We start from the raw sequence: 23,501 nt of genomic DNA, 5'->3' as shown, positions 1-23,501 counted from the left end.
TTCCTTCCTACTCTGCGCCAGCTGCAACGGCGGCGCGCCGGGGCTGTGGGCGGACGACCTGGTCGCGCGGCCCGTAGGCGGCGACGGTTCCGTCCTTCAGGACCAGCACCTTGTCCGCGACCTCGAGGAAAGTGCTCTGGTGAGACAGCACCACGACGGTCGCGCCACGCTGCCGGCATCGGGCCAGGAAGCGGCGCACGGCCTCGTGTCCCGGCATGTCGAGGTTGGTGACGGCCTCGTCGAGCACCACGATGCGCGGATCGCCGAAGCCTGCGCGGGCAAGCGCGATCAGCCGCTCGGTGCCACCGGAGAGCTGGCCGTTCGTGCGTGCCTCCAGGACGTCGGTGTCGTAGCCCTGCGGCAGGGCCCGGATCACCTCGTGCAGGCCGAACTCGCTGGCGGTCCGCTCGATTTCGGCGCGGTCGACGTCGATGTAGCGGGCGATGTTCTCGGCGATCGTGCCGGGCAGCAGGTCCGCCTGCTCGGAGACATAGGCGATGCCGCGCAGGGGGTCCGCCGGACGAATATCCGCGGCATCGATCCCGTCGATCCGCACCGCGCCGGCATAGGGGCGCAGCGAGCCCGTCAGCAGCTTGCCCAGCGTGGACTTCCCGCTGCGGTTCGGGCCGAAGACGCACAGCAGTTCGCCCGGCTGCAGCTCGAAGGAGACGTTGCGCAACACGGGCTTCTGCTCGCGTCCGGCGAGGACCAGGGCATTGTCGACGACGATACGGCCCCTGATGTCCACGCCGGCGCGGCTGCGCTCGTGGCCGGACAGGAGGCGGAGGGCCGGAACCACACGGCGCCAGGCGCCGATGGACCGCAGCATGGGGCCCCAGCCGCCCGTGATCTGGTCGATGGGGGTCATCGCCTTGCCGATCAGCATGGAGGTGGCGATCATGGCCCCGAAGGACAGATGATGCTCCATGACCAGCGTGGCGGCCACGCCGTAGGCGCCGATCTGCACCATGTAGCGAACCCAGCGCGTAATGGTCCCGAGTACGGCGACCCGGTCGGCCGCGACGCCGCTCTGGGCGTTGGCGGCCAGGGCGGCCTCGGACCAGCGGTCGAGCAGCGCTTCCTGGACGCGGAGCGCGCGCACCGTCTCGCCTTGGGCGGACAGGCTCTCGGCCAAGCGCTGCCCGCGGCTGCCGACCTGGCGGGCGCCCTCGTTCCAGCGCGCCGTCAGCATCTCGCTGATCACGGCCAGCGCGACCAGCGCCAGCGTGCCGACGGCCAGCACGGCGCCGAGCAGCGGGTGGATCACGAAGATCGCGACGGCATAGAGCGGGAACCACGGCAGGTCCAGAAGGCCCTGGAACTGGGGTCGCCCCAGGAAGGCGCGAAGCTCCGAAAGGTCGTTCAGCAGCGGCTGGGCAGCCCGGCTGCGCTGACCTCCCTCCGCGTGCTCGGCCAGCAGGCGCGGCCGGAACGCGACGTCGAGATAGGTGCCGGCACGCGCGAACAGCTTGGTTCGCAGAGCCTCCAGCGCGGAGGCCATGGTCAGCGCGAGCACCGTCACGACGGTGATCATCACAAGTGTGTCGTAGTTCCCCGTGGGGATCGCCCGCGTGAAGACCTGCAGCGAGTACAGCGGCAGGGCGAGCATCAGGATGTTGATCGCGGCGCTGAACGAGATGCCGGCGATCAGAGCGGTACGGAAGGTCCTGAGACCCGGGACTGGCACTGCGCGCTTCGGGCGCGTCTGGAATTGGGTCGACATGGTTCCTCTACCTGTTTCCACCCACAGCGGAATGGCCCAATACCGACGCCTTCACGGTAAACGCGGTCTTAACCTTGCGCGCTGTGGCGGCGGTGTCACAGGTTTCTCACGTCGCGCGGCGGGCTATCCTCGCCACACGGATATGACTGGACACGGAGTTTCGATGCCGCCCGGCCGGACGATGAGGAATGCGCGCACGGGTCCGCCGCCGCCCGCCGCGTGCGGCCCCGGCCTCACGCAGTGTTCCGCGCTGGCGGGATCCCGATGACCCGCTGGCTTCTGATCGGCTTTGGCTGGGCCATGGTTGTCCTGGGTGTCATCGGCATCTTCCTGCCGGTGCTGCCCACGGCGCCCTTCGCGATCCTTGCGGCCTGGGCGTTCTCGCGGAGCTCGGAACGGTTCCACCGCTGGCTCCATGAGCACAGGGTGCTGGGCCCGCCCATACGGAACTGGGAGCGCCATCGCGTGATCCCGCCCAAGGCCAAGCTGCTGGCCGTGTTCGGAATGTGGTCGAGCCTCGTGATCGTGATCATGTTCGTGGCCGGCGACTGGACGCTGCCGGTCGTCCACGGCGCCGTGATCAGCGCGGTAACGGCCTACATCGTGACACGGCCGGGAGCGCCGCCGGGCTGACGCTGGTCAGCCGCTCCGGCCCGAAAGCAGCGCCGTGGCCTGCTCGAGCTGGCGGCGGCACTCGGCCTCGTCGCCGCGCTGTGCCGCGATGCGGGCCGAGGAGAGCATCGCCTCCGCCTGCAACCGGACCGAGGCGCGTGGCTCCGGCGAGACGGTGCCGCCCTGCGCGCCTGCCTGCGGCTCGATGGCCGGCGCTGTAGGCATGGAGTTGGGACCCGCGGGCGGCGGCGTGATCGTCGGCGTCGATCCGCCGGTGCCCAGCGGCGGCGCGATCACGCCTCCCGACTGGGCGAGCTTGTCCGTGAGCTCCTCGCCGGTCTCGTCGCCGCGCGCGACCGGCACGCCCGCGTCCAGGTCGTTGCGGGTCGCCAGCTCCTCCACCCTCCGGGCGCAGTCCTGCTGGGCCGCAGCCGGGATGGCTGGGAGGCCGCCGAGAAGGAGCGCCGACGGCAGGATGGCTGAGGCAAGAATGAGGGCACGCATGGCCGGAAACCTCTGCATGTGCGGTCCTCCATGTGAACCGCCGGGGTGGCCGCGCGTCCCGCGCCGCAGCCGTGTTAGCCCCTCAGCGGGGCCGGCGGCCGACCATCCCCGCGATCACGCCTCGGGCACCGGGCGCGGCCGCCGATCCTCGCCGATCGCCACATAGGTGAAAATTCCCTCGGTCACTCGGATCGGTTCTGCGAGCGTCCGGCGCCGGATCCAACTGTCGACGCGTATCGTGATCGAGGTGCGGCCGACCCGCTCGATCGTGCAGTAGCAGCTCACCTCGTCGCCCACCAGGACGGGAGCGTGGAACTTCATGGCCTCGATCCCCACGGTGGCGACGCGTCCCTGCGCGCGCTCCATGGCGACCCAGCCGCCGGCCAGGTCCATCTGCGAGAGCAGCCAGCCACCGAAGATGTCCCCGTTGGGGTTCGTGTCGGCCGGCATTGCGATGCTGCGCAACGCGGGACCCGCGCCGGAATGAGGAAAAGGAGATGTCATAAAGGGTCTCCGATACTATATTTTGGGGATGCATATGGCGCCGGGACACAGCCCTTCGCCCGATGCCTTGCCACCGCCTCGACTGAATACCACCGATACGGCCATGAGCGACCTGTTCCAGAACACCGCCCGCGAGCGCGAAAGCTATACCGCCGGAGACATCGAGGTCCTCGAGGGTCTGGAGCCCGTCCGGCGCCGGCCCGGCATGTATATCGGGGGCACCGACGAACGGGCGCTGCACCATCTCGTCGCCGAGATCCTGGACAACGCGATGGACGAGGCCGTCGAGGGCCACGCCACGCGCATCGACCTGGAACTCGCCGCCGACGGCAGCGTCGTGGTGCGGGACAATGGGCGCGGCATTCCCATCGACGAGCATCCGCGCTTCCCCGGAAAGTCGGCGCTCGAGGTCATCATGACCACGCTCCATTCCGGCGGAAAATTCTCCGGCAAGAACTACGCGACCTCGGGCGGTCTGCACGGCGTCGGCCTGTCCGTTGTGAACGCCCTGTCGGACCGACTCGTGGTCGAGGTGGCGCGCGACCGCCAGCTCTGGACGCAGAGCTACAGCCGCGGCACGCCGCTGGGCCCACTGGTCTCGCTGGGCGCGGTGCCCAACCGCCGCGGCACCACCGTCCGCTTCCACCCGGATGCCACCATCTTCGGCGAGGGGGCGACGTTCCGTCCCGAGCGCCTCTACCGCATGGCGCGCTCCAAGGCCTACCTCCACAAGGGCGTCGAGATCCGGTGGAGCTGCGCGGCCGAACTGCTGGGCCCGGAAGCCGCGACGCCGCAGAGCGAGACGCTGCGCTTTCCCGGCGGCCTGCAGGACTACCTGACGGCGGCGCTGAAGGACCGCGAGACGGTCACGCCGACCGCCTTCGCCGGCGAGGCGGTGTTCCCGGGCGACCAGGGTCGCGTCGAGTGGGCCATCGGGTGGCCCGATGACGACGAGGGCTTCGTCCACTCCTACTGCAACACGATCCCGACGCCTCAGGGCGGCAGCCACGAGATGGGCCTGCGCGCGGCCCTGCTGCGGGGCCTCAAGGGCTTCGCGGAGCTGACCAAGCGCAAGGGCATGGACCAGGTCACCGCGGACGACGTGGTCGGCGGCGCCACGATCCTGCTTTCCGTGTTCATCAGGGACCCGCAGTTCCAGGGCCAGACAAAGGAGAAGCTCGCCACCGCCGAGGCGGCGCGCCTGGTCGACCAGGCCATGAAGGACCATTTCGACCACTGGCTGTCGGGCCAGCCCCAGGCCAGCCAGGTCCTGCTCGACCGGCTCATCGAGAAGGCCGAGGAGCGGCTGCGCCGCCGCCAGGCCAAGGAGACCTCGCGCAAGACTGCGACGCGCAAGCTCCGGCTGCCCGGAAAGCTCGCCGATTGCGCGCGCAACACGCCCGAGGGAACCGAGATCTTCCTGGTGGAGGGCGACAGCGCGGGTGGCTCCGCCAAGCAGGCCAGGAACCGGGAGACCCAGGCCATCCTGCCCCTGCGCGGCAAGATCCTGAACGTCGCCAGCGCCACCAACGAGAAGATGCGTGCCAACCAGGAGCTCTCCGACCTGTCGCAGGCGCTTGGCTGCGGCATCGGCAAGGAGTTCTCGGTGGACAGGCTGCGCTACGAGCGCGTGATCATCATGACGGACGCGGACGTGGACGGCGCCCACATCGCCTCGCTTCTGATGACCTTCTTCTACCGGGAGATGCCGGGCCTGATCCAGAACGGCCATCTCTACCTGGCGCTGCCGCCCCTGTACCGCCTGAGCCATGGCGGAAAGTCGGTCTACGCCAGAGACGACCGGCACAAGGACGAGCTGATGGCGACCATGTTCAAGGGCAAGAAGCCTGAGATCAGCCGCTTCAAGGGCCTGGGCGAGATGCAGCCGGCGCAGCTCAAGGAGACCACCATGGATCCCGGCAACCGAACCCTGCTGCGCGTGGTGGTCCCGGACCCGCACGATCCCGTGCAGGAGCCCGAACACAAGGAAACGCTGTCGCTTGTCGAGAGTCTGATGGGACGTCGGCCAGAGCTGCGGTTCCAGTTCATCCAGGAGCGCGCTCGCTTCGTGCGCGACGAGGACATCGACGTCTAGTTCGCTCGCCGGCGAGCGAGCCGGCGCGGACCGTGGCACGATGGCGGAAGCGGGTCGACCGCGAAGCTCAGCTCTCTCCAGGACCTCCGAAAGCAAAAAGGGCCGCCCTGCCGGGCGGCCCTTTCGCGCATGGTGCGGCCGGAGATCAGCCGCGCGCCCCGCTCGGATTGGTCGTGCCCGGCTGAGGTGACGCGACGGATTCGTTCGTCGTGGCGCTTGCCGAATGGGTCGCGTGACCCGGACAGGCGCTGGCAACCCCGGCGCTCAGAAGAGCGGCGAGACCGACGACGATGGCAACCGGCCTGGCTCCATGAGACATCGGATCACCTCCTTTCAGTTGGTTGGCACTGCGATGAGTATGGCCGCTGCGGGCGCCAAGGTCCAGGGCATCGTCCAGGTCATACCGGGCCAGGAATGACATGTCCCGGCATTGACCCCCACGCGGTGGGGCGACATGGTGCAGCGTCCGGCCGACCAGCCCCGGCCGCTCCTCCGGAACTCCATGAACCTTCCCTCGATCCTCCTGGCGCTGGCGGTGCTTCTGTGCCTCGTCGGGCTCATCCAGCCCGTCGCCCTGCGCCTCCGCCTGCCCCATAGCATCCTGCTCGCATTCGTCGGCGTCTGCGTGGCGCTGGTGCTTGGCTTCCTGCTGCACAGCAACCTGACGGACGCCTTCAACGACATCGCCGAGCTGGTCCTCGGCCTGCCCATCAACTCGGGCGTCTTCATCTATGTCTTCCTGCCGCCGCTGCTCTTCCAGGCCGCCATGGGGCTCGACGTGCGCCGCATGGCGGAGGACGCGGCTCCCATCCTCCTGCTCGCCGTGGTGGCCGTGGTCATCACCACGGCCTTCGTCGGGTTCGCGCTGGCGCCGCTGACCGGTCTGCCGCTGGTCGCCTGCCTGCTGCTTGGCTCCATCGTCGCGACCACCGATCCCAGCGCGGTCGTCGCGATCTTCCGTGACCTCGGCGCGCCGGAGCGCCTCACACGCCTCGTGGAAGGCGAGAGCCTGCTGAACGACGCGGCTGCGATCGCGATCTTCGGGATCCTCCTCGGGCTCCTCGTCTCCGGCCGCCCGCCCGACCTCGCGGCGGGGATCGCGTCGTTCCTGCACGCCTTCGTCGGCGGCATGGCGACCGGAATCATCGCCGGCCGCCTCGTGCTTGCCGCGATGCCGCTGATGCGCGACCTGCGGACCGCCCAGATCACCTTGACCGTCGCCCTGCCCTACGTCGTCTTCATATTCGGCGAACAGTATCTCGAAGTCTCGGGGGTGGTCGCCGCGGTCGCCGCCGGCCTGGTGATGGCCGCTCTGGGCCGTACCCGCATCTCGCCGGACAACTGGCGCTTCCTCGAGGAGATGTGGGAGCAGATCGCGTTCTGGGCGGGTTCGCTCGTCTTCCTGCTTGCGGCAATCCTGGTCCCGCGCATCCTGATGGATGTCGAGCGCTCGGACGTGTTGCCGCTTCTGGCGCTGGTCGCCGCCACGCTGGCCGCGCGCGCGACGGTTCTCTTCGGGCTCCTGCCGATGCTGAGCTGGGTCCGGCTGGCCGAACCCGTCAACGCTGCCTACAAGCTGGTCATCCTGTGGGGCGGGCTGCGCGGCGCCCTGACGCTGGCCCTGGCGCTGGCGGTCACCGAGAACCGCGGGATCGAAGCGGGCATCAAGCAGTTCGTCGCGGTCGTGGCAACCGGCTACGTCCTGTCCACGCTTTTCGTGAACGGGCTGACGCTGCGCCCGCTGATCCGCCTGCTCGGGCTCGACCGGCTATCTCCGGTCGACGCGGCGCTGCGCCAGCAAGTTTTGGCGCTGTCCCTGGGCAATGTCAGGGATGCACTGCGCGAGGCCGCGCGCGAGCACGAGATCGGCCCCAAGGTCCTTCGCGACGCCACGGGGCCCTACGAGGCCCGCATGGCGGAAGCGTCCCGCCGGGCGGACATGGACGATGCGATCACCGACCGCGACCGTGTCGCCATCGGCCTCGTCGCGCTGGCGAACCGTGAGCGTGAGCTCGTCCTCGATCACCGGCGTCAGGGAACCGTATCGCCCCACATCGCCGAGCGCCTCCTTCTGATGGTCGGCCGCATCGTCGAGGCAGCGCGCAGCGGCGGCCGCCTCGGATACCTGCGCGCGGCACGGCGCATGGTCGCGTTCGGACCGGACTTCCGCGCAGCGCACCTGCTGCACCGGCGCTTCCGCATCGACCGGCCGTTGATCGGTCGGCTCGCCGACCGTTTCGAGACGCTGATGGTGTCGCGCATGGTGCTGCGCCAGCTCGGCACCTTCACGGACCGCAAGCTCGCGCCGCTGCTGGGACGCCGCGTCGCGGACCTGCTGGCCGAAGTCGTCCGGGGGCGCATCGACGCCACCGGCAAGGCGCTCGACGCCCTGCGCCTCCAGTATCCCGAGTATGCGGATGCGCTGGAGCACCGCATCCTCAATCAGACCGGAATGCGGCTGGAGCGGTACGAGTACGACACGCTGCGCGACGAGCACCTGATCGGACCGGAGCTTCACGGCGACCTGCTGCGCGAGCTCCAGGCCGCCGAGGACCGCGAAGCGGCCCGCCCCAGTCTCGACCTGGGGCTCGACACCCCCGACCTCGTCCGCCGCTTCGAGATGTTCGACGGCCTGGACGACGCGGACCTCGACAATGTCGGCCGGCTCTTCGTCGCGCGCTTCGCCGTGCCCGGCGAGACGATCATCCGCAAGGGCGACAGGGGCGACAGCGCCTACTTCATCTCCTCCGGCGCGGTCGAGGTGCTGCTCCCCGGCCGCGCCGTGCGGCTGGGCCGTGGCGACTTCTTCGGCGAGATGGCCCTGATGAGCGGAAAGCCGCGCAGCGCGGACGTGCGGGCGCTCGGCTATTGCCGGCTCCTCGTTCTGCGGGCCGCGGACCTGCGCCGCTTCCTTCGCGTCAATCCGGCGCTGCGGGCCCGCTTCGAGGCCGCGGTTCGGGCCCGCAACACGGCCGACCACGCGGCCGGCGAGGCGGCGCTCGCCTCCCGCAGGCCCCCAACGCCCGGCGCCAAGGCCGCCGGCTGAGCGCAAAGGGACGGCGGCACCCCTTTTTCCCTGCATGCAGGGCTCTCGGTCCTGGTTCCGATTAGCCGAACGTTAACCTTAACCGGGTCATAAACGGAGTGCGCGGTCGCCGAGGCGGCCATCGGGTTCCGCCGAGACGGGATCCGCCCGACCCCCTACGCGGTAAGGACGAAGTCATGCACGACGCCCAGACCCTCGATGCCGAAATCACCCGGATGTACACCACCGGGGAGAGCACCACGGCGATCTCGCGTAACCTCGGCCTTCGGGCTTCCGAGGTGATCAGTCGTATCCGCGCGCTGAATCTGGTTCCCCCGGGCATGGGCTTCCGCCGTCCCACCAATCCCGAGGCCGTGGCACCGGTCAAGGAGACCGCCCCGGCCTGCAGCATTTCCCCCGCCCCGGCCCAGCCATCCCGCGAGCCGGCGCCGGAGCGCGCGGCCCGCAAGTCCCCCGCGGCCGCCGAGAAGCCCCGCTCGCGTCGTGCCACCGCGGCCGCCGACGCGGCGCTGGTGGGTTACGACGAGGACGAGGATGGCGACGATCTCGCGACGCTGCCCGGTCGACCCAAGGGCTGGCTCGTCACCGAGTCCGAAATGAACGCGATCTTCACCCGCGGCCGCGGACGGTTCGAGGACGTCCGCCTGCGTCAGGTCCGCCGCTGACGAGGCCCGGAAGGGCCCGCCTCGGGATCGCGCCCGGGCCCTTCCGCCCCGAGTGATTCAGGCGAAGCCCGCGACGGCGTGCGGCACGTAGGGCGCCTCCAGCGCGGCGATCTCTTCCGCCGTCAAGCGGACGCCCAGAGCTGCGACGGCATCATCCAGGTGATGCAGCTTCGTGGCGCCGACGATCGGGGCCGTCACCCCCGGCTTCTGCAGCAACCAAGCCATCGCCACCTGGGCCCGCGGAACCCCGCGCGCCGCCGCAATTGCCGCCACCGCCTCGACGACCTGGCGGTCCGCCTCCTCCGTGGCGGCGTAGAGCGTCCTCATGTACTGGTCCGTCTCCGACCGGGCGCTGGTCTCGGCCCAGTCGCGCGTGAGCCGGCCGCGGGCCAGAGGGCTCCATGGAATGACGCCGATTCCCTCTTCCCGGCATAGCGGCAGCATCTCGCGCTCCTCCTCGCGGTAGAGGAGGTTCAGGTGGTTCTGCATGGTCGCGAAGCGCGCCCAGCCGTTCCGCTCCGAGATCGCCAGGGCCTTGGCGAACTGCCAGGAATACATGGACGACGCACCGGTGTAGCGGGCCTTGCCGGCGCGCACGACGTCGTTCAGCGCCTCCAGCGTCTCCGCGATGGGCGTCTCCGGATCGAAGCGGTGGATCTGGTAGAGGTCCACGTAGTCCGTCCCGAGGCGGCGCAGGCTGGCGTCGATCTCGCCCAGGATCGCCTTGCGCGACAGGCCGGCGCCATTGGGGCCCGGGCGCATCCGGCCGTGCACCTTGGTGGCAATGACGATCTCGTCACGGTTCGCGAAGTCGCGAAGCGCCCGCCCGACGATCTCCTCGCTCGTCCCCGCAGAATAGACGTTGGCGGTGTCGAAGAAGTTGATGCCGAGCTCCAGGGCCTTGCGGATGAAGGGCCTGCTCTCCTCCTCCGGCAGCGTCCAGGCATGGTTGCCGCGGCCGGGATCCCCGTAGCTCATGCAGCCGAGGCAGATCCGCGACACATCGAGGCCGGTGCGGCCGAGCTTCACGTATTCCATGCGGCTCCTCCTGGTTCGCGCCGCGAATACTGGGCACCAAAGGCGTGCGGTCGCAAAGATAAATCGGGACCACCTTCCCCTTCGGGGCTGGCTTCCGCCCCAGCGGGGCTGGCTGCATTCAGGCGACGGCGCCGCCCTGCAGGGTGACGGAGAGGGAGCCAATCTCGGCGCGAACCAGCTTCTGGCGGAACGCGGCGGTCCCGGTCTCGAAGGTCGTGACCCGGCCGGCTCCATGGCCGCGCACGAGGCTCCTGCCCCGCATGCTTGCGGCCGGCGGGACGCCGAGCAGATCCAGCACCGTCGGCGCGATGTCGATGATGCCCGCGGGCGCGCTGCTGACACGCCCGTCCGTCAGGTCGCCGGCACGGCAGATCAGCACGGTGTTCAGCTCGAGCCGGTTCAGGCCGCCATGCATGCCGCCCCCGACGGGAACGCCCCCGGTGATAAGGCCCAGGCCCGGCAGCCCGAACGGGTCCGGCTCCTCGGACGAACGCAGGACGTAGACGAGGTCGGGCTGCCGGGCGTGGTCCAGCCCGACCAGCGACAGCGCGAAGCTGCCGGGTGCCTGACCTTCAACCTCGTTCCGTGCCGGCGAGAAGATCATGCCCGTGAAGGACTGCTCGGCGAGCCAGGCGGCGATCCGGTCGCGCCGGCCCGCATCGCCGTCGAGTACGCGGATCTCGCCCATGTTCCCGCCGGTCACCGAGATCGCCGCGCCGGCCAGCGTGCGCGCGCTGGCGGCAAAGGCCGGGTGCCCGGCCTCGCGCAGGCGCTCGACGATCGGGACCTCGCCGCGGCTGGAGATCTGCCCGTGGTCCGAGGCGGCGATCACCGCCCAGCGCTCGGCGTCGGGACGGCTGTCGATCCAGTCCAGGATACGGCCGAACGCCGCATCGACGTGCCCCAGCACGGCCAGGGTCTCGGGCGCGCCCAGGAACTTGTAGTGGTAGGAAGTGTCGGGCTCGTTGAACCAGATCAGCGCCGCGTCAGGGCGCATCGTGCCGAGGACGTGCCCGACGAAGACCTCGGTCGCGTATGTGATCTCGTCGAAGCGCGGCAGCGCGCGCGCCGGCGGCGGGCCGAACCGCGCCGTCACCTCCTCGACCGCCTCCGGCGTCGGCGTGTGGTCGCGGCCGAGGATCGAGAAGGTCCAGTGACCGTTGGCGCGCGCCCTGGGATTGATGAGATGGGCCGAGCCCGCCGATCCCGTATGCACCACCGCAAGACGGCGGCCCTCGGCAGCAAGGCGGTCGCCGAAGGTCTCTGCCGTCACGAAGCGGCCGCCGGTCGCGGATTCGGCAAGGGCGATGTCGGCGGCGCGGCTGGTATCCAGCACGTGACCGACGGCTGCCTGGGGGAACAGGAACGCGTTGCCGACGATACCATGGACGGCCGGCGGCGCGCCGGTCGCGATGGAGGTCGTGGCGACCCGCGTCATGGACGGAAAGACCGACCGCGCCTCCCGGAACCACCTGCCCTGCCGTGCGAAGCGCGAGAGGTTGGGCGTGAGCTCCGGAGTCAGCATGTCGGGCCTCAACCCGTCGAAGACGCAGATCACGACGTGGTCCGCCCGCGTGGGCGCAGTCATGGCAATCCCCTTTCTGGTGAGGCGTGTCGGAAGGGCTCCGCCCTCAGCGGAGCGTCGGGTCAAGCCGGTCCCGCAGCCAGTCGCCCACGAGGCTGACGGCCAGTGTCGTCAGCACGATGACCGTCGCCGGAGCCAGCATGATCCACGGCGCGCGCGTTATGTACTCCCGTCCGTAGCCCACCATGTTGCCGAGGCTCGTCATGGGCGGCTGCACGCCTAGCCCCAGGAAGGACAGCCCGCTCTCCAGCAGGATCACCTCCGGGAAGGTGAGGGTCATGGAGACGATCAGGGTCGAGGCGATGTTCGGCAGGATGTGCCGGAGATAGACCCTGGCCGGGCCGGCGCCGATCTGGCGCACCGCGCCTGCATAGCTCTGCGCCCCCGCGGCAATCGCGAGGCCGCGAGCGATCCGCGCATAGCGCTCCCAGCCGTAGAGCCCCATGAGGCAGACGAAGAGCGGAAGCGAGTTCCCGAAGAACGCCAGCACCGCCAGGGCCAGCACGAGGAACGGCATGGCCGCCTGGAAGTCCGCGAGCATGAGCACGACCTGCTCCACGATGCCGCGAAAATGCGCGGCGAGGAACCCCATCAGCGTCCCCAGCGCGGCAGATATGACCGTGGCGCCGAAGGCGATCATCAGGGAGATCCTGATCGAAACGATCAGGCGCGACAGCACGTCCCGGCCGAGCTCGTCCGTCCCCAGCGGATGCAGCGGATCGCCCGGCATAGCCAGGCGGTTGCGCAAGTCGTAGGCGGTGAAGCGGTAGGGCGCCGCGACGTCGGCGAGGAGCGCGGTTGCCAGCATCAGCAGGATCCAGCCGATCCCGAACCAGACGAGCGGCGGGATGCGTCGCCGCGTGGGAGCGCTGCCCCCGGCCGCTGCCGCGAGTTCGGCCATGGCTCAGTGTCCTCCCTTGGCGCCGGACCTTAGGCGCGGGTCGAGCAGCCCGTACATGAGATCCACCACGAAGTTCGCGGTCACCATCGTGACCGCCACGAGAAGCAGGATGCACTGCACGACAGCGAGGTCCCTATTGGAGACGGCGACGACCAGGAGGCGGCCCACGCCGGGCCAGGAGAAGACGCTCTCGACGACCACCGCTCCCGCGATCAGGCTGCCGACCATGAAGCCCACGATCGTCACGGTCGGGATCGCGGCGTTCGGCAGAGCATGGCTCAGCACGGCCCGGCGCCAAGGAAGCCCCTTGGCGCTGGCCGTTCGCATGTAGGGCTGGCCGAGGACCTCCAGCATCGCGCTGCGGGTGAACCGTGCCAGCACGGCGGCCCCGCCGATGCCCAAAGTCATCGTCGGAAGCACGGCGTGGAGCCATCCGTCCTGCCCGCCCGATGGCAGCCAGCCGAGTTGCACCGAGAAGACCAGCACGAGAACGAGTCCGAGGACGAAGCTCGGCACCGTGAACCCCGCCACAGCCGCGACCATCACCAGCCGGTCGACGGCGCTGTCCCTGTGCAGCGCCGCGTAGATCCCGGCGGGAATTCCGAGGCCCAGCTTGATCAGGAGGGCCGGAAGGGTCAGGGCGAGGGTCGCGGGGATTCGCTCGGCGACGAGTTCGATCGCCGGGCGCCCGTCGCGCATGGACTGGCCGAGCTCGCCCTGGGCGATGGCGCCGAAGTAGCGCAGGTACTGCTGCCAGATGGGATCGTCGAGGCCCCAAGCCCTGCGGAAGGCCGCGATCGCCTCCGGCGGGGCGTCGACGCTCATGATCAGGAGCGCGGGATCGCCGGAGAGGCGCAGCACCACGAAGGCGAAGGTCACGACCAGCGCAACGGTGAGCAGCGCCCGTCCCGAGCGCAGGAGCAGGAAGCGCAGCATCAGACCGCCGCCCTCAGAGGTTGTGCCCCGTCCTGTGCCAGGTGGCACGCGACATGGCGCCCGCCCGGCAGGGGCAGCAGCGCCGGGCTCTCGACCCGGCAGACCGAAGCCGCCACCGGGCAGCGGGGATGAAAGGCGCAGCCTGCGGGTCGCGCCGCCGGGTTGGGCGGGTCCCCCGCCAGGATGATGCGCGGCCGTCCCCGGCGGGCCGGGTGCGGAGAGGCCGAGACCAGCGCCGCGGTGTAGGGATGCGCCGGCGCCGCGAAGACGGCGTCTGCCTCTCCCTCCTCGACGATGCGGCCGAGATACATGACCGCGACCCGGTGGCTGACCTGGCGGACGACCTTTAGATCGTGGCTGATGAACAGCATGCCCAGGCCGAACTGCGCCTGCAGGTCGACGAGCAGGTTCACGACCTGAGCCTGGATCGACACGTCGAGCGCCGAGACGGGCTCGTCGCAGACCAGAAGGTCCGGTCCGGTCGCGAGGGCCCGCGCGATCACGGCGCGCTGGCGCTGCCCGCCCGAGAGCTCGTGCGGATAGCGCTGCCCCTGATGGACCCCGAGGCCGACCGCCGCGAGCAACTCCGCCGTGCGCGCCGCGCGCTCGCTGGCGGAACCGACGCCATGGACGTCCAAAGGCTCGCGCACCTGCAATGCGATCGGCAGCCTGCGGTCGAGGGCGCCGAGCGGGTCCTGGAAGACCATCTGCATGCGGGCGCGAAGGCGCCGCCAGTCGCGGCTGCCCGGCGCGGGTAGGTCGACGCCGCGATAGCGCACCCGCCCTCCGTCGGGTCGTTCGAGGCCGAGCACGAGGCGCCCGGTCGTCGACTTGCCCGAGCCCGACTCCCCGACGAGGCCGAGCGTTCGACCCTTCTCTATGGCGAGCGACACGCCGTCCACGGCCTGCACCGTCGTCGGACGGCCGAAGAGCCCGCGGCGCGTGGAATACAGGCGGACCAGCGCGTCCGCTTCGAGCAGCGGCGCCGTCATGCGCCGACCGCCCGCCGATCCGCCATGGCAGGTCCATGCGCGCGGATGCAGGCCGCCGCCCAGCCCGGCACCTTCTCCGAAAGCGCGGGGACCACGTGATCGCAGGCCGGAACGCGGCGGGGGCATCGAGGGGCGAAGGAGCAGCCCGGCGGAAGGTTGCCCGGGGGCGGCACCGTCCCCGGGATGGGGTCGAGCCTGCGCCGCGGCCCGTCCAGCGGGGGCAGCGCCGCCAGCAGCCCCTGGGCATAGGGATGGAGCGGCTCGTCGAAGACGGCTTCGGCCGGCCCCGCCTCGACCATGCGCCCGGCATACATCACGCATACCCTGTCGCTCGTCTCGGCGATCACGCCGAGATCATGGCTGATCAGCACCAGCGCCATGCCGGTCTCGCGCCGGACCAGGGTGAGGAGGTCCAGGATCTGCGCCTGGATCGTGGCATCCAGTGCCGTGGTGGGCTCGTCCGCGACCAGGAGGTCGGGATTGCCGGCCAGCGCCATTGCGATCATCACGCGCTGGTTCTGGCCGCCCGAGAGCTCGTGCGGGTAGGCGTCGAGCCGCCGCGAGGCATCGGGAATGCCGACGAGTTCGAACAGCCGCCGCGCCTCAGCCCGGATGGCGGCGCCGCCGAGGCCCCGATGAAGCGCCAGCGCCTCGCCGACCTGCCTGCCCAGCCGGATCACCGGATTCAGCGCGCTGGCGGGGTCCTGAAAGATCATTGCGATGCGCCGGCCGCGGACCTCGTCCAGCACCGCCGGCGGCACGCCAAGGAGCTCGCGCCCCTGGAGCCGGACGCTTCCGCTCACCCTTGCCCTCGCCGGCAGGAGGCCAAGTGCCGCCAGCCATGTCACCGACTTGCCGCAGCCGGATTCCCCGACGATGCCCACGGCCTCGCCCCGCGCGATCGCGAGGTCAATCCCGTGAAGGGCCCGGACGCCGTCGAAATCGACCGTCAGGCCACGGATCTCGACGAGGGGTGCTTCCTGGTTCCGGTGCATGATGCCCTCACCTTGTTCAGCTGCGCATGCCGCCCCAGTTGCGGCCGCGGAAGTCCATCACGAAGGACTGCGCGGCCCGCCACTGGATGTCCCGGCGCTTGGCTGTGAAGTTTGCGGTCTGATGCAGCACGGTGTAGGCGGGATCCTCGCGCTCGCAGATCTCCAGCATCCGGCGAAAGGCCTTCCGGCGCCTGTCGCGGTCGGTCGAGGTCTCCATCTCGGCCGAGAGGGTGCCCATTTCGTCGTTGCGCCACTCCCCGATCTGCCATTGCTGGCCCGTCGGCCCGTGCTGGGCGACGAGTGACGAGACGGGGTCGTTGAAGGGAGCGCTGTTGGACCAGTCCCGCACCGCCCGCGTCGCGCCCTTCTCGAGCACCTGCGGGAAGTTCTCCTTCATCTGGATCTCGACGTTCAGCCCGATCTCGCGCCAGCTCTCCACCAGTACCTGGGCCGTCGCGACCTGGTTCGTGTAGTAGTTGCTCAGGAGCCTGTAGGGGATCGGATCGCCGGCATAGCCGGACTGCTTCACGAGCCTCCGAGCCTCGGCCGGGTCGTAGGCAGGCACCGCCCAGTCCGCCTGGAACAGGTCGCCGTAGAACTCGAACTGAAGGCCCCTGGGCACCTGCGTCCTCCCGCCCCACAGCGCATCGACGATGGCTTGGCGGTCGATCGCATGCGTCATGGCGCGCCGGACCAGCGGATTCGCGAGCTGGGGATGGTTCTTGTCGAAGACGGTCATGCGATGGTTGGTGATCAGGCCACCGACCACCTCGTGACGGGGGTCGCGCTCGATCTCGGCGATCTGGTCCGGCGGGATGTCGCAGGCGAAATCGTACTCGCCGGAGCGCAGCCCGTTGATGCGCGATGCGACCTCGGGCACTTCCACGAAGCGGATCTGCTTCAGCGGCGGACGACCGCCCCAGTACTCGTCGAACGCCTCCAGGACCAGCACCTGGTCCGGACGGAACTCACCCACGCGATAGGGGCCCGTGCCCACCGGCCTGCGCGCCCATTCCAGCCAGGAAGACGCCTCGGCAAAGGCACGGCGGGAAACGACGACACCGATGTTGCGCGAGATCCGGCCCTCCAGGGTCACGTCTGGGGTCCGGTTCACGAAGCGCACCGTGCGGGGATCGACGACCTCCACCCGGTCAAGGGCCGGGAAGCCGCGCTTGGCCACCGCGACGACCTCAGCCGGGGCCTCCCTGCCCGCAGCGCCGCCCGTCACGCTGCCGAACAACCCCTTGGCCCCGGCCTCGGTGGCGCCGCCCCACATACGCTCGGGCCCGAAGCTGAACGCGACGTCCTCCGCCGTCATCAGGTCGCCGTTGTGGAAGCGCACGCCCTCGCGCAGCGTCAGCTCGACCGTGCGCTCGTCGATCCGGCGCCAGGCCGTTGCTAGCCCCGGACGCAGCGACAGGTCGCCCGCCCAGTCCATGTCGATCAGCGTCTCGGCATAGCTGTAGAAGGTGCGGGTACCGACGTTCGACTGCTCACGCAGCGTCTCGAGCGTGTTGGAGTTGGCGATCTTCTGGACCGCGACCGTGATCGACGGCCGGTCGTCCCCCTGGGCGATCGCGAAGCGTGGCAGGATCAGCGGCGCGGGTGCCGCTGCCATCAGCCCGATGGCATGGCGACGCGTAAGCATGGGCATGGAAGGCTCCTGGATGGCGGCCGGCGAATGGTCCCGGTGCGGCGATCAGCTGCGCATCCCGCCCCAGTTCGGGGAGCGGAAGTCCATGGCGAAGGCCGGCGCCGCCCGCCACTGGAGGTTTCGGGGCTTTGCGGTGAAAGTCGCGTTCTGGTGCAGCACGGTATAGGCCGGATCCTCGCGCTCGCAGATCTCCAGCATGCGCCGGAAGGCATGCTTGCGCCGTGCCCGGTCGGTCGAGGTCTCGAGCTCGACGGAGAGCCTGTTCATCTCCTCGTTGGTCCACTCGCCGACCTGCTGCTGCTGGCCGTTGGGCCCGTGCTGGCTGACGATCGAGGAGACCGGGTCGTTGAACGGCGCCGAATTCGACCAGTCGCGCACGGCGCGGCCGGGCGTGCGCTCCAGGACCTGCTGCCAGTTCTCCTTCATCTCGATCTCGACGTTGAGCCCGGCCTCCTTCCACATCTCGGCTAGGAGCTGCGCCGTCGCGGTCTGGTTGGTGTAGTAGTTGTTGAGCAGCCGGTAAGGGATCGGGTCGCCCTTGTAGCCGGCCTGCCGGACGAGATCGCGGGCCAGCTTCGGGTCGTAGTCCGGGATCTTCCAGTCCTCGACGAACATCTCGCCGTAGTAGTCCCACTGCAGGCCCTTCGGGATCCGCGTGCGGCCGGCCCACAGGCTATCCACGATCGCCTGCCGGTCGATGGCATGGCTGAAGGCGCGCCGGATCAGCGGGTTCGCGAGCTGCGGATGGTTCTTGTCGAAGACGGTCAGGCGGTGGTTCAGGATCGTGCCGCCCTGGACCTCGAAGGCCGGGTTCCTCTCTATGCCCGCAATCTGATCCGGGGGGATGTCGCATGCGAACTGGTATTCGCCAGCGTAGAGGCCGTTGATGCGCGATGCGACCTCGGGCACCTCGACGAAGCGGATCTGCTTCAGGGGCGGCCGACCGCCCCAGTATTCATCGTGGGCCTCGAGGACCAGCATCGAATCCGGACGGAAGTCCGCGACCCTGTAGGGGCCGGTGGTGATCGGCCGCCGGGCCCAATCCAGGTAGCTCGGCGCCTCGTCCCAGCCGCGCCGGCTCATGATCTCGCTGCCGTAGCGCGAGATGCGGCCCTCGATCGTCACGTCGGGCGTGCCGTTCACGAAGCGCACGGTGTACTTGTCCACGGCCTCGACGCCCAGAAGGGCCGGCCAGGCTCGGCGCGCCACGGCCGGAACCTCGGGCGGCAGCTCCTTGGTCACCCGGTTCAGCGGGTTGCGCTCGTCCACGCGGATGGTCTCGCCGGCGCTCGGCCTGGTGTCGCCGAACATGCGTTGCCGGCCGAAGGAGAAGACGACGTCCTCGGCCGTCATCTCGTCGCCGTTGTGGAAGCGCACGCCCTGGCGCAGCTTCAGCTCGACGGTCCGGTCGTCGATGCGGCGCCATTCGGTCGCGAGCAGCGGCACGGTCTCGAGGCTGCCCTGCCAGTTGCGGCCGATCAGCCCCTCCCAAAGGGACGAGAAGAAGATCCGCTCGCCCACGTTCGACTGCTCGCGCAGCACGTCGAGCGTGTTGGAGTTCGAGACCTTCTGCACCGCGATGGTGATCGACGGGCGGCTGTCCGCCTGGCCGATCGCGAAGCGCGGCAGGACCAGCGAGCCGGCGGCGGTGCCGGCGGCCAGGCCGAGTGCGCCTCGGCGCGTGATGTCAGCCATCATTCCTCTCCCGTTCCGGTGGTTGCCGTGCCGCGCTCCTCGAGCCCGCGGGGCGTCGCGCGGAAATGAGTCAGCGTTCGGTCCGCATGGCGGAGCCGCCAGGACAGCGCCTTCTGGGCGTAGTCGCGCACCAGCGCGGCGTATTCGGGGTCCTCGGCCCGGTTCACGAACTGCTGCGGATCGCGGGCGAGGTCGAAGAAGAGCGGCGGCAGGGCGGCGAAGTGCACGTATTTGTACCGGGCGTCCTGGATGACGCAGAGGCTCGACTCGTCCATGCCGAGGCCCAGCACGGGCTCCGGCCGGTCGTAGAAGACGTCGCGGAAGTCGAACTCGTAGTGGAGCTCCGTTCGCCAGTCGCGCGGGGCCCCGCCCCGCAGCAGCGGCAGGACCGACCGGCCGTCGCAGGCGCGCGGCACCTCGCCTCCGAGCCAGTCGATCACCGTCGGCATGACGTCGACGCTCTCGGTGAAAGCATCCTCGATGACGCCGCGGCGCCCGGGACTGTCGGGATCCTTCACGACGAAGGGAATGCGGAAGCTCTCGTCGTGATAGCCGATCTTGCCGAGCAGGTGGTGGTCGCCGAGCTGCTCGCCATGGTCGCTGGTGAAGATCACCAGCGTGTCGTCCCACTGTCCGGTTTCGTCGAGATAGGCGAAGACCCGGCCCAGGCAGTCGTCGATCTCGGTGATCAGGCCGCAATAGGTCGCCCGCATCTGGCGGATCTCGCGCTCGTCCAGCGTCGCACCGGAACCCTCGGCCCCGTGGAAGAAGGAACCGCGCCGGATCGAATCCACGTAGTGCCGCAGCAGCGGATGCTGCGCCGCCTCCTCGTCTGCGCTGGCCGCACGCACGGGCGCCGGCATGTCCTCCGGCCGGTACATGGCATGATAGGGCGCGGGCGCCACGAATGGCGGATGCGGCCGGTAGTAGCCGAGATGCAGGAAGAAGGGCCGGCCGTCGCGGCCCTTCAGGTAGGTCAGGGCACGTTCCGTGAAGAACGCGCTGTCGGAGAGCTCCTTGGGAATCCGCGCCGGCCGGTCGGTGGCGCCAGGCACGGCATCCTCGCCCTCGGGAAGCCAGATGTCCTCGCGCCGCGGCGGCAGCGGGAAGCCCCGCTGGGCAACCCAGCCGAAATACCCGTCCATGTTCGGCTCGAAGGCGCCGACCGAGCGGAAGCCGTCCATAAGATCCCCGAGCACCAGGAAACGGGGGTCCTTGGCAGAGGTCGTGCGGGGATCCGGCGTCGTCGTGGTGTAGCCGATCAGCGCGGGGTCGTAGCCGAGCCCGCGGAGTGCCTTGCCGAGGTTGAAGTGACGCTGGTCCAGCGGGACGGTGTTCTGAACCGCCCTGTGGTTCATAAGGTACAGGCCGGTCAGCAGGCTGGCGCGGGCGGGACCGCAAGGCACGCAGGTCGTGACGTGGTTGCGGAATGTGACGCCCTCGCGGCACAGCCGGTCAAGGTTCGGCGTCTCCAGGAAGGGCGCCTGCCCGTTCGCGCGCAGCAGATGCGGCACGAAGTCCGCCCGCCACTGATCCACAACGATGAGCAGGACATTGCGGCGCGCCATTCCGATTCCCCTTCATTGCCCGGAAGGGGATGTAGCCGCGCCATGCTACGGCGGCATGTAACTGTGGTTTACGTTTTGTTAAGAAGGCGAATGAGCTGGCACACGCCCGAAGACGAGCGCCCTCCCATCTTTGCCCGCGCTGGTTCTACATTTCTATAATGGCCCAATTCGATCGCAGTTGACACTGCTGACGTTGTAGAATACGAGACTACCACGCGCCGATTTGAGCCATCAGCTTGCGGGCGCGAAACAAATGCAGCTAAAGCGCGTGGGCATTCCGCCCCGGCACGACGCTGCGGCGGACCCCGCGCGGTCCGCCACCGGTGCAATGCGCGCGCCTGCCGCGCGTCCATGGAGGTGGTGAAGAATGCTGTCGTCTCCCCTGTTCCGTTCGGTATCGCGCTCCCTCTCGCGCGCCGCCCTGGCTGCGGCCGCGCTGCTCTCCGCCGCCTCGCCGGCCCTGGCCGCGGAGAAGCTGGCCGAGCTGCGGATCGACTATGCGACTTACAACCCGCTGAGTTTGGTGCTGAAGAGCAAGGGCTGGCTGGAGGAGGACCTGAAGAAGGATGGCACCTCCGTCCGATGGGTGCAGAGCCTCGGCTCCAACAAGGCGCTGGAGTTCCTGAACGCAGGCAGCCTCGACCTCGGCTCCACGGCAGGCGCCGCGGCGCTGCTCGGCAAGATCGGCGGCAATCCCATCAACTCCGTCTACGTCTACTCCAAGCCGGAATGGACAGCGCTGGTTGCGCGCGGTGATTCTCCGATCAAGGCCATCGAGGACCTGAAGGGCAAGCGCATTGCGGTGACCCGCGGCACGGACCCTCACATCTTCCTGATGCGGGCACTGGCCTCCAAGGGCCTGACGGACAAGGACGTGAAGCTGGTGCTGCTGCAGCACCAGGACGGCCGCCTCGCCCTCGAGAAGGGTGACGTCGACGCCTGGGCCGGGCTCGATCCGCTGATGGCGCAGGCTGAGCTGGAGCTGGGGGCCCGCCTCTTCTACCGCGACGCCGCCGCCAACACCTGGGGGGTGCTCAACGCCCGCGAGGAGTTCGCCCGCGAGCACCCCGGCACCGTAGCCCGCGTGATCGCGGCCTACGAGCGGGCCCGTGACTGGGCCAAGGCCAATCCGGCCGAGCTGCGCTCCATCCTGGCCGCGGCCGCCCGCCTGCCCGAGAACGTCGCGGCCCGCCAGCTCGAGCGGACCGACCTCGCCTCGGGCGCCATCGGCGCCCCGCAGACCGAGACGATCGTCGCCGCGGGCCTCGCGCTGCAGCAGCAGGGCGTGATCGCGCCCGAGATCGACGTGAAGGCGACCACCGCCGCGCTGATCGACGACAGCTTCGTCAGGCAAGCTGGCCTTCGCTGAGGTACGTGCCATGGCCCTGACCGAGCGCATCGCCGCCCCCCTCCCCGCCACGGCCGCCCCTTCCAGCCGGCCGTCCTGGCGCTGGGCCCTCGGGCTCGTGGTGCCGGTGGCGCTGGCGCTCGGCTGGGAGGCGGCGGTCGCCCTTGGCTGGGTGAACGGCCGGCTTCTGCCGCCGCCCTCGCGCGTGCTCGCGACGCTCTGGGGCCTCGCCCTCTCGGGCGAGCTGATCGTGCATGTCCTCGCGACGCTCTGGCGCGTCGCGCTCGGCTTCGTGTTCGGCGTCGTGGCCGGCACGGTCCTGGGGGCGCTCACGGGATACGCGCCGCTGGCCCGGGCCATGCTGGACCCCATGGTCCAGGCGCTGCGCAGCATCCCGTCGATCGCCTGGGTGCCGCTCTTCATCCTGTGGTTCGGGATCTTCGAGACCTCCAAGGTGACGCTGATCGCGACCGGGGTCTTCTTCCCGATCTACCTCGCGCTTTCGGATGCGATCCTCTCGGTCGACCGCAAGCTGGTGGAAGTCGGGCGGATCCATCGCCTCTCCGGGCCCGAGCTGGTCTGGCGGATCCTGCTGCCGGCGGCCCTGCCGAGCTACGTCACGGCCCTGCGGGCGGGGCTGGGGCTCGGCTGGATGTTCGTCGTCGCAGCCGAGTTCATGGGCGCGTCGGAGGGCCTCGGCTACCTGCTCGTCGACGGGCAGATGACCGGCGCCGCGCCGGTGATCATGGCCAGCATCCTGTGCTTCGCCGTCCTCGGCAAGGTCACCGACCGGCTGCTCGGCGCCCTGGCAACGCCTTTCCTGCGCTGGCAGGATGGTTTCGGAACACGACGCTGAGGACCGCGGAATGCTGAGCGTCCAGGATCTTTCCAAGCGCTATCCCACGGGCACGCTCGCGCTCACGGGCATGGACCTCACCGTCGAGGCGGGGGAGATCCTGGCGATCGTGGGCGGCAGCGGCTGCGGCAAGAGCACACTGCTGCGCCTGGTGGCCGGACTTGAGACGCCCACGACGGGCAGCGTCGTCCTCGACGGGACCCCGGTGCGTGCGCCCCGGGCCGAGATCGGGCTCGTCTTCCAGGAACCGCGCCTGCTTCCCTGGCTCACGGTGCGGCAGAATGTCGGCTTCGGCCTGCGCGAGCTGCCGGAGGCGGAGCGCCGCCGCCGCGTCGACGAGGTGCTCGCCCGCGTCGGCCTCGCCGACTTCGCCGATGCCTGGCCGCGCGACCTCTCGGGCGGCATGGCACAGCGGGTCGCACTGGCCCGCGCCCTGGTCGCGCGGCCGCGGGTCCTGCTGCTGGACGAGCCCTTCTCGGCCCTGGATGCCTTGACGCGCTACGATCTCCAGGATCACCTCCTGCAGCTCTGGGAGTACGACCGGCCGACCATGGTGCTGGTCACCCACGACATCGAGGAGGCCCTGGTGCTCGCCGACCGGATCATCGTGCTGCAGCCGCGGCCGGGCCGGATCCAGGCCGCCTTCGCGCCCGGCCTGTCGCGTCCGCGGGACCGGACCGACCCGGCGCTGGAGGCCTGGAAGCGGCGGCTGCTGGGCGAACTCGATCTTTCCTTCAAGTCGCGACGCACAGGCGAGGAGCAGTTCCCCGCCGCAGCCATCTGA

The 23,501-nt window shown here is 69.8% G+C and carries 19 protein-coding genes; 7 read left to right on the top strand and 12 right to left on the bottom strand.

Going from position 1 to position 23,501, the window contains the following annotated elements; genetic code table 11:
* Positions 1-7 precede the first annotated feature (7 nt).
* On the bottom strand, positions 8-1,723 hold the full coding sequence (locus tag JUB13_RS09340) for a type I secretion system permease/ATPase (RefSeq protein WP_207478521.1): 1,716 nt from the start codon (positions 1,721-1,723) through the stop codon (positions 8-10).
* Positions 1,724-1,987: 264 nt separating this feature from the next.
* Here JUB13_RS09340 and JUB13_RS09335 point away from each other — a divergent pair, with 264 nt between their 5' ends.
* Entirely contained in the window at positions 1,988-2,356 is a 369-nt protein-coding gene (locus tag JUB13_RS09335; RefSeq protein WP_207478520.1) for a YbaN family protein, read from the top strand.
* 6 nt (positions 2,357-2,362) lie between these two features.
* On the opposite strand, the gene JUB13_RS09330 is transcribed toward JUB13_RS09335, so the two are convergent.
* The gene (locus JUB13_RS09330) at positions 2,363-2,857 is read right to left on the bottom strand and encodes a hypothetical protein (RefSeq protein WP_207478519.1); all 495 of its coding nucleotides are present in this window, start codon (positions 2,855-2,857) and stop codon (positions 2,363-2,365) included.
* Between the two features lie 96 nt (positions 2,858-2,953).
* On the bottom strand, positions 2,954-3,343 hold the full coding sequence (locus JUB13_RS09325; protein WP_207478518.1) for an acyl-CoA thioesterase: 390 nt from the start codon (positions 3,341-3,343) through the stop codon (positions 2,954-2,956).
* Between the two features lie 103 nt (positions 3,344-3,446).
* Here JUB13_RS09325 and parE point away from each other — a divergent pair, with 103 nt between their 5' ends.
* The 3 genes from parE to JUB13_RS09310 all read left to right on the top strand — a co-directional run bounded on the left by parE (position 3,447) and on the right by JUB13_RS09310 (position 9,149).
* Positions 3,447-5,438 (top strand): DNA topoisomerase IV subunit B, encoded by a 1,992-nt coding sequence (parE, locus tag JUB13_RS09320; protein WP_207478517.1) that lies wholly within the window; start codon positions 3,447-3,449, stop codon positions 5,436-5,438.
* 454 nt (positions 5,439-5,892) lie between these two features.
* Complete coding sequence (locus tag JUB13_RS09315) at positions 5,893-8,484, top strand: cation:proton antiporter (protein WP_207478516.1); 2,592 nt, start codon at positions 5,893-5,895, stop codon at positions 8,482-8,484.
* A 176-nt stretch (positions 8,485-8,660) separates the two neighbouring features.
* Positions 8,661-9,149, top strand: coding sequence for a hypothetical protein (locus JUB13_RS09310; RefSeq protein WP_207478515.1), 489 nt, complete (start codon positions 8,661-8,663; stop codon positions 9,147-9,149).
* Between the two features lie 57 nt (positions 9,150-9,206).
* Here the strand turns inward: JUB13_RS09310 and JUB13_RS09305 are convergent, their stop codons facing one another.
* The 9 genes from JUB13_RS09305 to pehA form a co-directional block, all read right to left on the bottom strand.
* On the bottom strand, positions 9,207-10,187 hold the full coding sequence (locus JUB13_RS09305) for an aldo/keto reductase (RefSeq protein WP_207478514.1): 981 nt from the start codon (positions 10,185-10,187) through the stop codon (positions 9,207-9,209).
* A gap of 118 nt (positions 10,188-10,305) precedes the next feature.
* The gene (locus tag JUB13_RS09300; protein WP_207478513.1) at positions 10,306-11,775 is read right to left on the bottom strand and encodes an alkaline phosphatase family protein; all 1,470 of its coding nucleotides are present in this window, start codon (positions 11,773-11,775) and stop codon (positions 10,306-10,308) included.
* A gap of 43 nt (positions 11,776-11,818) precedes the next feature.
* Positions 11,819-12,673 (bottom strand): ABC transporter permease, encoded by an 855-nt coding sequence (locus JUB13_RS09295; protein WP_207478512.1) that lies wholly within the window; start codon positions 12,671-12,673, stop codon positions 11,819-11,821.
* A 3-nt stretch (positions 12,674-12,676) separates the two neighbouring features.
* Positions 12,677-13,609: an ABC transporter permease gene (locus JUB13_RS09290; RefSeq protein ID WP_207478511.1), complete on the bottom strand. Its 933-nt coding sequence runs from the start codon at positions 13,607-13,609 to the stop codon at positions 12,677-12,679.
* Positions 13,609-14,601 (bottom strand): ABC transporter ATP-binding protein, encoded by a 993-nt coding sequence (locus JUB13_RS09285; protein ID WP_207478510.1) that lies wholly within the window; start codon positions 14,599-14,601, stop codon positions 13,609-13,611. The genes JUB13_RS09290 and JUB13_RS09285 overlap by 1 nt, the downstream gene beginning before the upstream one ends.
* Positions 14,598-15,596 carry an ABC transporter ATP-binding protein gene (locus JUB13_RS09280; RefSeq protein ID WP_207478509.1) on the bottom strand — a complete coding sequence of 333 codons (999 nt, stop codon included), beginning with the start codon at positions 15,594-15,596 and terminating at the stop codon, positions 14,598-14,600. The genes JUB13_RS09285 and JUB13_RS09280 overlap by 4 nt, the downstream gene beginning before the upstream one ends.
* 16 nt (positions 15,597-15,612) lie before the next feature.
* On the bottom strand, positions 15,613-17,250 hold the full coding sequence (locus JUB13_RS09275) for an ABC transporter substrate-binding protein (protein ID WP_207478508.1): 1,638 nt from the start codon (positions 17,248-17,250) through the stop codon (positions 15,613-15,615).
* Positions 17,251-17,295: 45 nt separating this feature from the next.
* Entirely contained in the window at positions 17,296-18,945 is a 1,650-nt protein-coding gene (locus JUB13_RS09270; RefSeq protein WP_207478507.1) for an ABC transporter substrate-binding protein, read from the bottom strand.
* Complete coding sequence (gene pehA / locus JUB13_RS09265) at positions 18,945-20,513, bottom strand: phosphoric/sulfuric ester hydrolase PehA (RefSeq protein ID WP_207478506.1); 1,569 nt, start codon at positions 20,511-20,513, stop codon at positions 18,945-18,947. The genes JUB13_RS09270 and pehA overlap by 1 nt, the downstream gene beginning before the upstream one ends.
* Positions 20,514-20,880: 367 nt before the next feature.
* Here pehA and JUB13_RS09260 point away from each other — a divergent pair, with 367 nt between their 5' ends.
* From JUB13_RS09260 to JUB13_RS09250, 3 genes are read left to right on the top strand one after another with little or no spacing between them, the layout of a single operon-like run.
* Complete coding sequence (locus tag JUB13_RS09260) at positions 20,881-21,882, top strand: aliphatic sulfonate ABC transporter substrate-binding protein (RefSeq protein WP_207478505.1); 1,002 nt, start codon at positions 20,881-20,883, stop codon at positions 21,880-21,882.
* Positions 21,883-21,892: 10 nt separating this feature from the next.
* Positions 21,893-22,717 carry an ABC transporter permease gene (locus JUB13_RS09255; protein ID WP_207478504.1) on the top strand — a complete coding sequence of 275 codons (825 nt, stop codon included), beginning with the start codon at positions 21,893-21,895 and terminating at the stop codon, positions 22,715-22,717.
* 10 nt (positions 22,718-22,727) lie between these two features.
* On the top strand, positions 22,728-23,501 hold the full coding sequence (locus JUB13_RS09250) for an ABC transporter ATP-binding protein (protein ID WP_207478503.1): 774 nt from the start codon (positions 22,728-22,730) through the stop codon (positions 23,499-23,501).

The sequence above is a fragment of the Arenibaculum pallidiluteum genome (assembly GCF_017355985.1).
Classification (GTDB): Bacteria; Pseudomonadota; Alphaproteobacteria; order Azospirillales; family Azospirillaceae; genus Arenibaculum; species Arenibaculum pallidiluteum.
This window is presented reverse-complemented; position numbering and strand designations above follow the sequence as displayed.